Annotated in this window: 15 protein-coding genes and 1 pseudogene; 9 read left to right on the top strand and 7 right to left on the bottom strand. The window is 51.3% G+C overall.

Annotated features, from left to right (window positions below):
- Nucleotides 1-49: 49 nt before the first annotated feature.
- The 3 genes from J1G48_RS03435 to J1G48_RS03425 all read right to left on the bottom strand — a co-directional run bounded on the left by J1G48_RS03435 (nucleotide 50) and on the right by J1G48_RS03425 (nucleotide 3,277).
- Entirely contained in the window at nucleotides 50-1,693 is a 1,644-nt protein-coding gene (locus J1G48_RS03435) for a methyl-accepting chemotaxis protein (protein ID WP_001238438.1), read from the bottom strand.
- Between the two features lie 306 nt (nucleotides 1,694-1,999).
- Complete coding sequence (locus J1G48_RS03430) at nucleotides 2,000-2,494, bottom strand: TIGR00645 family protein (RefSeq protein ID WP_000439335.1); 495 nt, start codon at nucleotides 2,492-2,494, stop codon at nucleotides 2,000-2,002.
- 279 nt (nucleotides 2,495-2,773) lie between these two features.
- Complete coding sequence (locus tag J1G48_RS03425) at nucleotides 2,774-3,277, bottom strand: hypothetical protein (protein WP_001519110.1); 504 nt, start codon at nucleotides 3,275-3,277, stop codon at nucleotides 2,774-2,776.
- Between the two features lie 103 nt (nucleotides 3,278-3,380).
- On the opposite strand from J1G48_RS03425, the gene J1G48_RS03420 reads away from it, so the two are divergent.
- From J1G48_RS03420 to J1G48_RS03410, 3 genes are all read left to right on the top strand, one after another.
- Nucleotides 3,381-3,791, top strand: a complete 411-nt coding sequence (locus J1G48_RS03420) for a hypothetical protein (RefSeq protein ID WP_000936450.1) — start codon at nucleotides 3,381-3,383, stop codon at nucleotides 3,789-3,791.
- Entirely contained in the window at nucleotides 3,778-4,182 is a 405-nt protein-coding gene (locus J1G48_RS03415) for a hypothetical protein (RefSeq protein ID WP_000665661.1), read from the top strand. Before J1G48_RS03420 ends, J1G48_RS03415 begins: the two co-directional genes overlap by 14 nt.
- Before the next feature lie 123 nt (nucleotides 4,183-4,305).
- The gene (locus tag J1G48_RS03410; RefSeq protein ID WP_000019032.1) at nucleotides 4,306-5,190 is read left to right on the top strand and encodes an SDR family oxidoreductase; all 885 of its coding nucleotides are present in this window, start codon (nucleotides 4,306-4,308) and stop codon (nucleotides 5,188-5,190) included.
- Nucleotides 5,191-5,302: 112 nt separating this feature from the next.
- Here J1G48_RS03410 and exbD read toward each other — a convergent pair whose 3' ends face one another.
- A complete protein-coding gene (gene exbD, locus J1G48_RS03405) occupies nucleotides 5,303-5,728 on the bottom strand; it encodes a TonB system transport protein ExbD (RefSeq protein ID WP_001251476.1) in 426 nt (141 codons plus the stop codon).
- A gap of 6 nt (nucleotides 5,729-5,734) precedes the next feature.
- Complete coding sequence (gene exbB, locus J1G48_RS03400; protein ID WP_000527859.1) at nucleotides 5,735-6,469, bottom strand: tol-pal system-associated acyl-CoA thioesterase; 735 nt, start codon at nucleotides 6,467-6,469, stop codon at nucleotides 5,735-5,737.
- A 251-nt stretch (nucleotides 6,470-6,720) separates the two neighbouring features.
- Between exbB and metC the strand changes: the two genes are divergently transcribed.
- Both metC and yghB read left to right on the top strand, forming a co-directional pair.
- Nucleotides 6,721-7,908: a cystathionine beta-lyase gene (gene metC / locus J1G48_RS03395; protein WP_000130274.1), complete on the top strand. Its 1,188-nt coding sequence runs from the start codon at nucleotides 6,721-6,723 to the stop codon at nucleotides 7,906-7,908.
- A gap of 139 nt (nucleotides 7,909-8,047) precedes the next feature.
- Nucleotides 8,048-8,707, top strand: coding sequence for a DedA family general envelope maintenance protein YghB (yghB, locus tag J1G48_RS03390; protein WP_000268444.1), 660 nt, complete (start codon nucleotides 8,048-8,050; stop codon nucleotides 8,705-8,707).
- Between the two features lie 63 nt (nucleotides 8,708-8,770).
- Here yghB and J1G48_RS03385 read toward each other — a convergent pair whose 3' ends face one another.
- Nucleotides 8,771-9,670 (bottom strand): AraC family transcriptional regulator, encoded by a 900-nt coding sequence (locus tag J1G48_RS03385; RefSeq protein WP_001078198.1) that lies wholly within the window; start codon nucleotides 9,668-9,670, stop codon nucleotides 8,771-8,773.
- A 192-nt stretch (nucleotides 9,671-9,862) separates the two neighbouring features.
- Between J1G48_RS03385 and yqhD the strand changes: the two genes are divergently transcribed.
- The 4 genes and pseudogenes from yqhD to J1G48_RS03365 all read left to right on the top strand — a co-directional run bounded on the left by yqhD (nucleotide 9,863) and on the right by J1G48_RS03365 (nucleotide 14,110).
- A complete protein-coding gene (gene yqhD / locus J1G48_RS03380; protein WP_001058722.1) occupies nucleotides 9,863-11,026 on the top strand; it encodes an alcohol dehydrogenase in 1,164 nt (387 codons plus the stop codon).
- A gap of 105 nt (nucleotides 11,027-11,131) precedes the next feature.
- Nucleotides 11,132-11,959, top strand: coding sequence for a 2,5-didehydrogluconate reductase DkgA (gene dkgA / locus J1G48_RS03375; protein ID WP_000013100.1), 828 nt, complete (start codon nucleotides 11,132-11,134; stop codon nucleotides 11,957-11,959).
- Nucleotides 11,960-12,124: 165 nt separating this feature from the next.
- Nucleotides 12,125-13,610 (top strand): annotated as a pseudogene (locus tag J1G48_RS03370) (DASS family sodium-coupled anion symporter).
- 44 nt (nucleotides 13,611-13,654) lie between these two features.
- The gene (locus J1G48_RS03365; RefSeq protein ID WP_000128242.1) at nucleotides 13,655-14,110 is read left to right on the top strand and encodes an HIT family protein; all 456 of its coding nucleotides are present in this window, start codon (nucleotides 13,655-13,657) and stop codon (nucleotides 14,108-14,110) included.
- A gap of 157 nt (nucleotides 14,111-14,267) precedes the next feature.
- Here the strand turns inward: J1G48_RS03365 and J1G48_RS03360 are convergent, their stop codons facing one another.
- Nucleotides 14,268-14,462 (bottom strand): hypothetical protein, encoded by a 195-nt coding sequence (locus J1G48_RS03360; RefSeq protein ID WP_000525384.1) that lies wholly within the window; start codon nucleotides 14,460-14,462, stop codon nucleotides 14,268-14,270.
- Nucleotides 14,463-14,613: the final 151 nt, after the last annotated feature.

Raw genomic sequence — 14,613 nt, 5'->3', positions numbered from 1 at the left:
GCGACTGATTAAATGAAGGCCAGCGCATTACGCGCTTTTTTGCTTCACATCAGAAGGAAACCCATTCATCAGTAGACTGTGCGGGAGCCGACGCCATTCTCTGAACGCCAGGCGCCGCTTTCGCCGTTACGCGTTGTTGCGGCTCACTAGCGGAAAGCCGGAACTGCTGTACGGAGCGTTGCAAATCCTCCGTCTGCCGTTCCAGCGCCGCCGCCGCCGCGGAAACCTGCTCAACCAGCGCGGCGTTTTGTTGCGTAACGCTATCCATTTGCGTGATCGCCACGCCAACCTGAGAAATACCTTTACTCTGTTCTTCGGAGGCGGACGCGATCTGTTTCATAATCGTCGTCACTTCCGTGACGCCGCGCAGGATGGCGTCCATCGTCGCGCCGGTCTCCTGGACCAACTGCGCGCCCTGCGCTACGCGACGTACCGATTCGCCAATTAAGGCTTCAATTTCTTTCGCCGCCCCCGCGCTGCGGCTGGCCAGGTTACGTACCTCACCGGCGACCACCGCGAAGCCGCGTCCCTGCTCGCCCGCTCTGGCCGCTTCTACCGCTGCGTTCAAGGCCAGAATATTGGTCTGGAAAGCAATACTATTAATTACGGTAGTAATTTCCGCGATCTGCTGCGAACTGGCGGAAATACCGTTCATTGTTTCTACCACATCGGAAACCAGTTCACCGCCTTTTCCTGCCGTTAGCGAGGCGGCATCCGCAAGCTGACTCGCCTGGCGAGCGTGTTCGGCGTTCATTTTCACCGTTGCGGTAAGCTGTTCCATGCTGGCGGCAGTTTCTTCCAGCGCGGCGGCCTGTTCTTCCGTTCGGGAAGAGAGATCGTTATTACCGGTAGAAATTTCCGTCGCGCCGCGCCAGATATTGTCGCTTCCGGCGCGGATCGTACTCACGGCTTCGCGTAAACTGTCCTGCATCGCGCGCAGTAGCGGCACCAACCGGCCTACGCAGTTACGCCCCAACGCTTCAATCGGCTGGCTAAGATCGCCTTGCGCGATACGCTGAAACTGCTGACGGATACGCTCCAGCGGTTTCACCATCATTGCAACCAGATAGCGATCGGTAAAAATCAGGATAGCAATGCCCAGAATCACCGCCGTGATAAGCAGGATGCGGATGGTATAGGTTTTACCATCGACCATCACACGGGTGTTATCCAGCATGGCGCCAGCTTCATGACTAAACCGTTCCGCGCTGGCGCCGAACGCGCGACTGAGTGCGGGCGTGACCGTACTGGCATGTTCGCTCCAGGCGGTTAGCGATCCTTGCTGCACCAGTTGCATTTGAGGAACGACGCCTTTCTCCAGCAAGGCCTGCCAGTTGGACAAGACCTCCCTTGAGATATCAGGGTTCATCGGCCCTGGCGATAGCGCTTTCATCTCCTCCAGCTTCTGACGCATATTCTCGAGCGACTGCCGGGCGGGCGCAAAATCGGGCGTGCCGCCGCCGATTTTTACATCCATCGCGCGGCTAAGGCGGGTAACAAAGCGGAAATATTGATCGTTACCCTGGCTTAGCACCGTCATTTGCCGCACAAGATGCCGGTCAATATCATTTCCTTCCGAAACTTCGGATAAAGCATGGACGCTGTATAACCCCACCCCCGACCAGAGTAGACAAAAAAGTCCCAGTATCGTCAGCATGACCATACGAATAGTAAAGTTTTGCAGCAAACGCATATGAATTTCCTTGCTGAATATAAGAGATTAGTCATCTGATGATGACGCACTCTCGTTATCGGCAAGGCGCGGAGAATATATAATGCATTCTCCATTTTTTTACAGTTATCGCCGTTTACGTACCCGCAGATGTTATATATCTGTGAACACAGAGAAAATCTTTTAGTCTTATTACTGAGTAAATGAATAGATGTAGTAAAAATATTGCGTAAGGCTGCAGGGAGACGGTTATCCGCCGTTAAAGAAGCGCTGTTTTACAGCCGGGCTCAGCGTCCTTTGCCCGACTGCCCCGCCGTTGACGGCGGCTCAATGGTTATGCCGCGTCAATCTGTCCAGATAGCCCATAACGAATGCCGACAGGACAAAGGTCAGATGGATGATGACATACCACATTAATTTGTTATCCGGGACGTTTTTCGCGTCCATAAACACGCGTAACAGGTGAATGGAAGAGATAGCGACTATCGATGCCGCCACCTTATTTTTTAGCGACGTCGCATCCATTTTCCCCAGCCAGTTCAGCTTCTCCTTGCCCGCAGAGATATCCAGCTGAGAGACAAAATTCTCATACCCGGAGAACATGACCATCACCAGCAATCCGCCGACCAGCGTCATATCAACCAGCGATAACAGCACCAGAATCAGATCGGCCTCCGCCAGGGCAAAAACGTTCGGCAGAACGTGTAGAATTTCCTGGAAAAATTTTAGCGCTAAAGCGATCAGCGCCAAAGAGAGGCCAAAATACACCGGCGCGAGCAGCCAGCGAGACGCATACATTACATTTTCAAGAAAGCGTTCCATAGGGACCTGTCAGGTAACTAAAACCAGCAACAGTATATCTCAACCATGCAACATCAGATCAACATGCCAGTTAAGAGCCTATCCCACCAGGCGTTATTGGCGCAGCCAGTTTGGACACGGACAGCGCGCAAAAACCGGAGCGTACACGTAGTACGTGAGGTTTGACTCGCTACGCTCGCCCTTCGGGCCGCCGCTAGCGGCGTTCAAAACGCTAACGCGTTTTGGCGAGCACTGCCCAGGTCCAAAATGGCAAGTAAAATAGCCCTAATGGGATAGGCTCTAAATCTCATCCGGGTTAACCTGCGGGCGCTGATATTCCGGCCATACCAGCGCGACCAATGCCGGGTAGGCTTCAAGACTGAACTCGCGAAAACACTGGCGTAAATTAAGGACGTCCAAATCCGAATACGGCACCTTTTCTCCGTTCAGACAACGCTTCTTAATATTGTCGTAATACTTATAAACGGCAGAGTTAAGGTCGCTGCAACGACGCTGTGCGTCAAATAATCCAGGCGTTTCATTCAACTCAGTCATTGTCATTCGTTTTATCGTTGCATGAAGGAAATCGATATATTCATGGTTAACGCGCCAGTACCATACCGGCGTTATCGAATTCATTAATACTGAGAAATGATCTTCGCCCTCTTCCTTTGTCATGGGTTCAGTTTGATTTAAATTTACGATTTTTCCACCAGGACGTTTTTTATTAACCTCCCACATCAGGAAGAGTATCGCGCCGGTCAGTAATAGCAATATAATAACAGAATAAAAAATACTGTTCATAGCAGGCTCCATTTTTTTTGATTTTAAAATTACGCCATGTTATTGTCAACGAAACCTACACTATTAAAAATAGTATACCACTGATCGTAAAGGATATTTAGTCATGCTTCCTGAGCATCTGGTTTCCTCTCATTTTCGCCTGTCATCGCCGCCCCCTGAAGCCACAGAAAACAGTAAAAATTTGCCTCAGGGAAAGACAAAACTCAGCGATTACGAGCCCGATATTTTAATTTGCGCTAACGCAACCGGGCAACACAGAAACGTATTATTTGAAGAACGCGACCGTCATATTAAAGAACGTCTGTATTGTGTGGCTAAAATTGAAACGTTTGCCCGCCTGATAAACGCACTACAGGCAGAAGGCAATATTGATGCCCAAACACTAAGTAAAATACTGGCGGATAAAACCGCAATGATAAATGAAAAAGGTAATGCCATTTGGCTTAATTTAATCACTCGCGAAACCAATATGCCGCTATTTTATTCACTGGAAGATAAAGATGAAAGAAGTTGAAGACAATAACGTTTATTTGGCTTTAGACAACCATAAAAGTGATGAATTTATCTTAAAGCAAAATCTTGCAGCGCTAATCGCCAGTAAAAATGCCACCCTGGAAAAGGTAACGCAGGAGGTGGTATCCATACCGGCGGCGTTAGTGCGCCTGAAGTGGCAAAACCGACGAGAGATGTATACGTTACAGGTCAAAGAGGAGATTTATGGCGCGACCATCAATGCTATTATCGAGCAGCATCCTGAATTACGAGACAAAATTATGTCTCGTCTTGAAAGTGACTGGCAGCATCTGCTGGCTCGCGAGACGGCAACCTTACGTCTGACGCGTAAGCTTTCCGATGGCGACTACCGGACGCGCAACGTCACCACCGTCGCACGGCAAGAAAAATAACCTTCATGGCTAGTTAACTCTGTTGTGAATACGGGCGAAGCATAAGGATCGTTCTGATTCTCCCTCTTACGGTAGTAAAAGTGTCTACGCTTAAAGGGTGTTCAACCTGAAGGGAGAAGCTCAATGTCTCATCTATACGACCCTACCACGCAGTATTACACCGGCGAATATCCTAAGCAAAAACAGCCGGCGCCCGGCGTCCAGGCGAAAATGACGCCTGTTCCTGACTGTGGCGAAAAAAGTTATGTCGGCAGTGGTCGCCTTAAAGATCGTAAGGCGCTGGTGACAGGGGGCGACTCCGGGATTGGGCGCGCTGCCGCTATCGCTTACGCGCGTGAAGGCGCAGATGTCGCGATCAACTATCTGCCAGCGGAAGAAGAGGACGCCCAGCAGGTTAAAGCGCTGATTGAGGAGTGCGGTCGTAAAGCGGTGTTATTGCCAGGCGATCTTAGCGACGAATCCTTCGCCCGTTCGCTGGTCCATAAGGCGCGTGAAGCGCTGGGCGGGCTGGACATTCTGGCGCTGGTAGCCGGTAAACAGACGGCAATCCCGGAGATAAAAGATCTGACCAGCGAGCAATTTCAGCAAACCTTCGCCGTTAACGTTTTTGCCCTGTTCTGGATAACCCAGGAAGCGATTCCGCTGCTGCCAAAAGGCGCCAGTATTATCACGACGTCGTCTATCCAGGCGTATCAGCCCAGTCCGCACCTGCTGGATTATGCGGCAACCAAGGCGGCAATCCTCAATTACAGCCGTGGCCTGGCGAAACAGGTGGCGGAAAAAGGAATTCGTGTGAATATTGTCGCGCCTGGCCCTATCTGGACAGCGCTGCAAATTTCCGGCGGTCAAACCCAGGATAAAATTCCGCAGTTTGGTCAGCAGACGCCAATGAAGCGGGCCGGCCAACCGGCAGAGCTGGCGCCGGTGTATGTCTATCTGGCAAGCCAGGAATCCAGTTACGTTACCGCAGAAGTGCACGGCGTGTGCGGCGGGGAGCATTTAGGCTAACGCATGAAGTCGATTAAGGTGGCGCAATTCTGTTAAGCAAGGCACCATCTTAGGCAATAAAAAAGCCGGGTGGCGACTTCGCCTTACCCGGCCTACAGCGTCAGCAGAATACTTATTTCGCTTTCGCGGTCTCTTCGCCGACCAGACCAATCTTGAGATAGCCCGCCTGATGCAGCATATCCATCACTTTCATCAGGGTTTCATACTCTACGGTTTTATCCGCACGGAAGAAAATCGTAGTATCCTTTTTCCCTTCCGTCAGGGCCGTTAGCTCGGCAATCATCGTATCATCCGTCACCGGATCGTTACCGATAAACATGGTGTTATCCGCTTTCACCGACAGATAAACCGGTTTTTCCGGACGCGGCTGTGGCGTACTGGTAGAAGCGGGCAGATTCACCTTGACGTCCACCGTCGCCAGCGGCGCAGCCACCATAAAGATAATCAGCAGAACCAACATGACATCGATAAACGGCGTCACGTTGATTTCATGCATTTCGCCGTTGTCATCCAGGTTCTCGTTAAGACGCATTGCCATGACGCATTACCCTACCCGTAATTTCTGCGCGGCGCGTACCGGCTGCGCACTGGCGCTCGCATTCAGATCAAGATCGCGGCTTTGCAGCAGCAATACCTGCGCCGCCACGTCACCCAGCGTCGCTTTGTAACTGCCTATCTGACGTGCGAAGATGTTGTAAATGACGACCGCCGGGATCGCGGCTACCAGCCCAATCGCCGTCGCCAGCAGCGCTTCCGCAATACCAGGAGCGACCACCGCCAGGTTGGTGGTCTGCGTTTGCGCAATACCGATGAAGCTATTCATAATGCCCCATACGGTGCCAAACAACCCGACGAAGGGGGAAATGGCGCCGATCGTCGCCAGATAACCGTTGCCTCGTCCCATGTAGCGGCCAACCGCTGCGACGCGACGTTCCAGACGGAAGCCGGTACGTTCTTTAATCCCTTCGTTATCTTCGCTGCCCTGAGAGAGTTCCAGTTCATTCTGCGCTTCATTGATGAGCTGTGCGCTGAGGCTTTTTGCGCTGAAACCTGCCGCAATGTCGGAAGCCTGATCTAAAGAGCGCGCATCGGCTAATTGCAGTTGTTCGCGCTTTAAGCGGCGCTTTTGCGTGAAAAATTCAACGCTTTTACTGAAGAAGATAGCCCAGGTGACGACTGACGCCAGAATCAAACCAATCATCACGCACTTCACGACAATATCGGCGTGCTGATACATGCCCCAGACGGAAAGATCCGTCTGCATCAAATTATTACCCACTCTGTATCTCCAGGACGCAAATCACAAAATCTGAGCATAATAATATCAAAACAACGTCGAATTGATAGTCGTTCTCATTACTATTTACATACTGCCGCACCTTTACTGCTTTTTCTTTGCGCTTACGCATTAAAAAAGCCACCTGTTTTTATTTTGGCAAAATTTTCATCTGTATCACACGTCGCCAGGGTGCAGATGGTTATATTCATGCTAGTTTAGACATCCAGACGGTTAAAATCAGGAAACGCAACATGACGGATAAACAGTTGGATACCAAACTGGTAAACGCAGGACGCAGCAAAAAATACACGCTTGGCTCAGTGAATAGTGTGATTCAACGCGCTTCTTCACTGGTGTTTGACACCGTCGAGGCCAAAAAACACGCTACCCGCAATCGCGCCAACGGCGAATTATTTTACGGACGCCGGGGAACGCTGACCCACTTTTCGCTCCAGGAAGCCATGTGTGAACTGGAAGGCGGCGCCGGATGCGCGCTCTTCCCGTGCGGCACGGCGGCGGTCGCCAACACCATTCTGGCATTCGTTGAGCAGGGCGACCACATCCTGATGACCAACACAGCCTATGAACCCAGCCAGGATTTCTGCAGCAAAATTCTCGGCAAACTGGGCGTGACGACAAGCTGGTTCGACCCGCTCATCGGCGCTGATATCACGCAACATATTCAACCGAACACGAAAGTCGTATTTCTGGAATCCCCCGGTTCTATTACCATGGAAGTACATGATATTCCGAGCATTGTTAGTGCGGTCAGACGCGTCGCGCCAGAAGCCGTCATCATGATTGATAATACCTGGGCGGCTGGCGTTCTGTTCAAAGCTCTGGAATTCGATATTGATATCTCTATCCAGGCGGGCACTAAGTATCTGATTGGTCATTCTGATGCGATGGTCGGTACTGCCGTTGCAAATGCGCGCTGCTGGGAACAATTGCGGGAAAACGCCTATCTGATGGGGCAAATGCTCGACGCCGACACGGCTTATATGACCAGCCGCGGTCTGCGCACACTCGGCGTGCGACTGCGCCAGCATCAAGAAAGCAGCCTCAAAATCGCCGCATGGCTGGCGAACCATCCTCAGGTCGCGCGCGTTAATCATCCGGCCCTGCCGGGTAGCAAAGGTCATGCGTTCTGGAAACGAGACTTTACAGGCAGCAGCGGCCTGTTCTCCTTTGTGCTCAATAAAAAGCTGACCGAGGCAGAATTATCAGCCTATCTGGATAACTTTTCGCTGTTCAGTATGGCCTACTCCTGGGGAGGCTACGAATCGCTGATTATTGCTAATCAGCCGGAACAGATCGCCGCGATTCGTCCCGCAGGCGGCGTAGATTTTACCGGTACGCTGGTCCGGGTGCATATTGGTTTAGAGAGTGTTGATGATTTGATCGCTGATTTAGCCGCCGGCTTCGCCAGAATTGTGTAAAGTTGCCGGGGATGGACATATATGCAGACAATTTCCGTGGAAAAGTCTGCGTTTGTTGCGTCCGGGATCAAGGCATCCCGGACGATTCAGGAGTACAATAGGCGAATAAAAGCATAAATGCTGTTCCACAGGAAAGTTCATGGCTGTCATTCAAGATATTATCGCTGCGCTCTGGCAACATGATTTTGCCGCGCTGGCGAATCCACACGTTGTTAGCGTCGTCTACTTTGTCATGTTCGCCACGCTATTTTTAGAAAACGGTCTGCTGCCAGCATCATTCTTACCTGGCGATAGTCTGCTGCTACTGGCAGGCGCGTTGATCGCCCAGGATGTGATGCATTTTTTGCCGACGATTGGCATTCTCACCACCGCGGCCAGTCTCGGCTGCTGGCTAAGTTATATCCAGGGACGCTGGCTCGGTAATACGCGTACCGTCAAAGGCTGGCTGGCGCAGCTTCCGGCAAAATATCATCAGCGCGCCACCTGCATGTTTGACCGCCACGGTTTGTTAGCGTTGCTTGCCGGGCGCTTTCTGGCGTTTGTCCGCACTCTGCTGCCAACAATGGCGGGTATTTCCGGCCTGTCCAACCGCCGGTTTCAGTTTTTTAACTGGTTAAGCGGCCTGCTGTGGGTGACTGTCGTGACCAGCTTCGGCTACGCGCTCAGTATGATCCCGTTTGTTAAGCGCCATGAAGACCAGGTAATGACATTTTTAATGATCCTTCCCGTCGCGCTACTGGTCGCCGGACTGTTAGGTACGCTGGTCGTGGTGATTAAAAAGAAATACTGTAACGCCTGACGTATCCATAATCGGCCAGGATGGCCCGATTACGCTTCGTTGACCCGTGGCGGGATGCCCCACTTAGCTCCCTTGCATTGTCCGCATTCTTGCCGCATCTTCGCCCGGCGTAACGCCAAAATAACGTTTAAACTCCCGGCTAAACTGCGATGCGCTCTCATAGCCGACCCGCATCGCCGCGGCGCTGGCCTTCATACCGTCGTGAATCATCATCATCCGCGCTTTATGCAGTCGGTAGCTTTTTAAATACTGCAACGGCGAGGTGCTGGTGACCGCCTTAAAATTATGGTGAAACGCCGACACGCTCATGTTCGCTTCTGCCGCCAGTTGCTCAACATTCAGGTTCTCGGTGTATTTCATTTCGATCTGTTTAAGTACGCGACTGATCAGGCTAAAGTGCGTCTGGCGACTAACCAGTGCAAGCAGCGCCCCGCCGCGCGGTCCCATCAGCACATGATAAAGAATTTCGCGAATAATTTGTTTTCCCAGAATCCGCGCATCCAGCGGGCGCTCCATCACATCCAGCAATCTTTCCACCGCGCATAAAATCTCGTCCGACAGCGTGGCGGAGTTAATCCCACTGGCCGCCATCGGCAACTGGAAACGTTCATCTTCGCCAATGTCCATGAGCAACTCTTGCAGTTGCAGCACATCAATGTCGAGCCGAATACCGGCCAGTGGTACCTCCGGCGTTGCCCAGGTCTCGCATTCAAAAGGGAGCGGCACGGTCAGTAAGAGATATTCATTAGCGTCATAACGAAACTTGCGCTTGTTAATATAGCCAATTTTATGGCCGGAAAAGAGAAATATGATGCCAGGCTGATACATGACCGGCGTGCGCGGCCCCGGTTCAACACCATACAACAGACGAATGCCCGCCAGCCGCTCGCTGATTATTTTATCATTATTTTTTAAATGATTAATTTTATCCGCCAACTGTAAGCAAATTGCTTCACGATTCATAACGCGCCATTTTTTCATCAAATCCACTCCGCTGGATTGTGCGCATTTTTAGCGATTTTCTCCAGCATTCTGGAGAAATAGGCAAAACATTGGCAGAAATGTGCATTGAGAGACATCCCTCACAAGACCACAATGATGACCATCAGGCAGACAGCCGCCTGCCCTCTTTTTACCCACATAAGGGAATGAGCAATGAACAATTTCAAATTACATACCCCTACCCGCATTCTGTTTGGTAAAGGCGCTATCGTCGATCTTCGCGATCAAATCCCGCAGGACGCCCGCGTGCTGATTACCTATGGCGGCGGTAGCGTGAAAAAGACCGGCGTACTGGCGCAAGTTCAGGAAGCGTTAAAAGGACTGGATGTTCGGGAGTTTGGCGGTATTGAACCGAACCCGTCCTATGAAACGCTGATGAAGGCCGTGCAGCTTGTGCGCGACGAAAATATTACCTTCCTGCTGGCCGTTGGCGGCGGTTCCGTACTGGACGGCACCAAATTTATCGCCGCAGCGGCGCAGTATACGGACGGCGTCGATCCGTGGCACATTCTGGAAACCGGCGGTACTGAGATTCGTAGCGCAATCCCGATGGGGTCTGTGCTGACCCTACCGGCAACCGGCTCAGAATCGAACGCCGGCGCAGTCATTTCCCGTAAAACCACTGGCGACAAACAGGCCTTCCACTCCTCGTTCGTGCAACCGGTGTTTGCCGTACTGGACCCGGTCTACACCTATACATTGCCGCCGCGCCAGGTTGCGAACGGCGTCGTGGATGCTTTCGTCCATACCGTTGAGCAGTACGTCACTTACCCGGTTAACGGCAAAATTCAGGATCGTTTCGCCGAAGGTATTTTACTCACACTGATCGAAGAAGGTCCCAAAGCGCTGCAAGAGCCTGAAAATTATGACGTCCGCGCTAACGTGATGTGGGCCGCTACTCAGGCGTTGAATGGCCTGATTGGCGCTGGTGTTCCGCAGGACTGGGCGACACATATGCTGGGCCATGAGCTTACCGCGATGCACGGTCTCGATCATGCCCAGACGCTGGCTATCATTCTGCCTGCGCTATGGAACGAAAAACGAGACGTTAAACGTGCAAAACTCCTGCAATATGCTGAACGTGTATGGAATATCACCGACGGTTCCGACGACGAGCGTATTGATGCCGCCATTGCCGCCACCCGCCGTTTCTTTGAACAGATGGGCGTGCCTACCCGTCTGTCCGATTACGGTCTGGATGGCAGCACTATTCCGGCGCTACTGGCTAAACTTGAGGCGCATGGATGCACAAATTTAGGTGAAAATCAGGATATTACGCTGGATGTCAGCCGTCGGATTTATGAAGCGGCGCGCTAAGGTTTTTTCGCCTCTGACTTTCGTTTTTGGCCATTTCGTCCAGACTTAAGTCACTTAGTCTCGCCGGACCCGACTCCGGCGAGCCAATTAAAAGAGGAACACATCATGGCTAATCCAACCATTATCAGGCTACAGGATGGCAACGTAATGCCACAACTTGGGCTGGGAGTCTGGAAAGCAAGCAATGAAGAGGTGATCGCGGCGATTCATAAAGCGCTGGAGGTGGGCTATCGATCGATTGATACCGCCACAGCATATCAGAATGAAGAAGGCGTCGGCAAAGCGCTAAAAGCAGCGAGCGTGGCGCGGGAAGAGCTGTTTATCACTACCAAGTTGTGGAATGACGATCAAAAACGTCCCCGCGAAGCCCTGCAGGAGAGTCTGAAAAAACTGCAGCTTGATTATCTCGATCTCTATCTGATGCACTGGCCCGTACCGGCTATCGATCACTATGTCGACGCCTGGAAAGGCATGATCGCGCTGCAAAAAGAGGGGCTGGTAAAGAGTATCGGGGTCTGTAACTTTCAGATCCATCACCTCCAGCGTCTGATCGATGAAACCGGCGTTACCCCTGTGATCAACCAGATCGAGCTTCACCCCTTGATGCAACAGCGCCAGCTACATGCGTGGAATGCGACGCATAAAATCCAGACCGAGTCCTGGAGCCCGCTGGCGCAGGGTGGCGAAGGCGTATTCGATCAGAAAGTGATTCGCGAACTGGCGGATAAATACGGCAAAACGCCCGCCCAGATTGTTATTCGCTGGCATCTGGACTGCGGGCTGGTCGTCATTCCGAAATCCGTCACCCCTTCCCGTATCGCGGAAAACTTTGCTGTCTGGGATTTCCGTCTCGATAAAGATGAATTAGGCGAGATCGCAAAACTGGATCAAGGAAAACGCCTCGGTCCCGATCCGGATCAGTTCGGCGGTTAAGCCGGATTTATCGCACGCCATGCCCGACGATGTCGTCGGGCTTTTTTGCATTCCGAAACATTAAGAAACAATTACGCGCATTTAACAGTATATTTCCCCCACACACAAGCGCAGAATTATTCTGATTTTGTGAATATTTATTCATATTTATTATGAATTTACTTAATACATATAAAATATTTATGGATGTGTAATTGTGGCGGAAAAAAAATCTCAGGGCGTCAAATGGCTCCCATTTATTCTTATTCTGGTTATCGCCGCCGGACTGTGGCAGCTAACGCCCCCTTCCGGGTTAAGCGCGCCGGCCTGGCATTCCGCGATTATTTTTGTCGCGACGATCGCCTCTATCGTGGCGAAAGTGCTGCCTATTGGCGCAGTCGGTATTATCGGCATCACCGTCTTTGCGCTCGCCTATGCTGCCGGCGACAAAACGGCCAGCGGCGCGATTACCACGGCCTTGAGCGAGCTGAACAGTTCGCTGATCTGGCTTATCGTCGTCGCCTTTATGATTGCCCGTGGGTTTATCAAAACCGGGCTGGGTCGGCGTATCGCCCTACAAATGATCCGTCTGTTAGGTAAACGAACGCTGGGTCTGGCTTATGGTCTGGCGTTTGCCGATCTGATCCTCTCCCCCGCGATGCCCAGTAACACCGCGCGCTGCGGCGGCGTGATTTACCCGATCGCCGACTCGCTGGCGCGCAGCTTTGATTCACATCCGGAAGATGAGTCTCGCAGCAAAATCGGCACCTTTCTGATCACCTGTATTGGCAATGTTAACGACGTCACCGCCGCACTGTTTATGACCGGTTATACGGGTAACCTGCTGGCGGTAAAACTGGCGGCGAACGCCGGCGTTACGTTGAGCTGGGGAAGTTGGTTTATCGCCGCGCTCCTGCCTTGCCTGGTCTCTTTTCTTATCGTCCCGCTGCTGGTCTACTGGCTGACGCGTCCGGAAATTAAACATACGCCGGATGCGCCGGATTTGGCGCGCAAAGAGCTGGCGCAAATGGGCAGTATGACGCGCGGCGAGTGGCTCATGCTGGCGACCGTCGGCGTGTTGCTGGTGCTATGGATTTTTGGCAGCTCGCTCGGCGTGGATGCCACGACGGCCTCTTTTGTCGGTCTCTCTATTTTATTACTGAGCGGCGTGCTCACCTGGGAAGACGTTAAAAGCGAAAAAGGCGCCTGGGATACGTTGATTTGGTTTGCCGCGCTGCTGATGATGGCTAACCAGTTGAAGAAACTAGGATTCACCAGCTGGTTTGGCAACCTGATTGGCGACAGCATCGGCAGCACGATGCATGGAACCAGTTGGATAATCATCCTGCTGCTGCTTAACGCAGCCTATTTTTATACCCACTATTTTTTCGCCAGCGGCAACGCGCAAATCGCCGCGCTGTATGCGGTATTTCTGGGCGTCGGTCTGCATCTGAATATTCCGGCGGCGCCGATGGCGCTCATGCTGGCGTTTACCAGCAGCCTGTACTGCTCTCTTACGCAGTATACCCACGCACGCGGCCCCATTCTTTTTGGCGCCGGCTATGTACCGACGGGCGTCTGGTGGCGAACGGGATTTATTATCAGTCTCTTTAATCAGGCGGTCTTTTTGACAGTCGGCCTCGCATGGTGGAAAGTGTTAGGGTTGTATTAAACGCTTAACTCATCGATAAGCCCCTCGGTTAACGGAGAAATGGAATGACCTGCATTTTCTGTCAAATAGTTGAAGGTAAAGCACCTTGTCATAAAGTTTGGGAAGATGAGCATCACCTGGCTTTTTTGTCGATTTTTCCGAATACCGATGGGTTTACCGTAGTGATCCCGAAAAAACATTACCCCAGCTACGCGTTCGATCTACCGCCGCAGGCGTTAGCGGACCTGATGCTGGCGACCCAAAAAGTGGCTAAGAAACTGGATAAGGCTTTCCCGGATGTCAGTCGTACGGGAATGTTCTTCGAAGGTTTCGGCGTAGACCATGTGCACAGTAAATTAAGCCCCATGCACGGTACTGGCGATTTAACCCACTGGAAACCGATTGAATCGCGGCAGAATAAATTTTTCGAACAGTATGAAGGATATCTGTCGTCACACGATCATGAACGGGCTGATGATGAAAAACTGGCCGCGCTGGCGGCCAGAATTCGTGAGGCATAAATACGGAGCACTTCTGCCGGATGGCGGTGTAAGCACCTTATCCGGCCTACAAAACTGTGCTATTCATAGACCTGATAAGCGCAGCACCTTCAGGCATTATACCTTAGATTATATACTTCTTATCTATTTTAATATATCAACCCTGGTAGGTTAAATATTACGGCGCGTGGCTAAATATTTCGTACAAAAACCATCCAGGAATAGCGGCAATAACACCCATTAAAATTATCCCTGCAAGAGTCATTTGCCTATCTTCACGTTTTTCCATACTACATGCTTTAATAGCCATTATGAATATAACAACAGCTATTATAGCAATTACGATAAAACAGGGAATAATAATCATACCCATGATATCCCCTCCTCTGGGGCTGTATAAAAGCATCATGCCTTAATCATTAAGGTAATATATAATTAATTTATACAATCAATAATATTTAAATAAAATATAAAGCTCCCCGTAATTTAGCAATTACTAAAGACCGATACAATATATTTAGATG

It is taken from the genome of Salmonella sp. SAL-020, assembly GCF_017372215.1.
Classification (GTDB): domain Bacteria; phylum Pseudomonadota; class Gammaproteobacteria; order Enterobacterales; family Enterobacteriaceae; genus Salmonella; species Salmonella enterica.
This window is presented reverse-complemented; position numbering and strand designations above follow the sequence as displayed.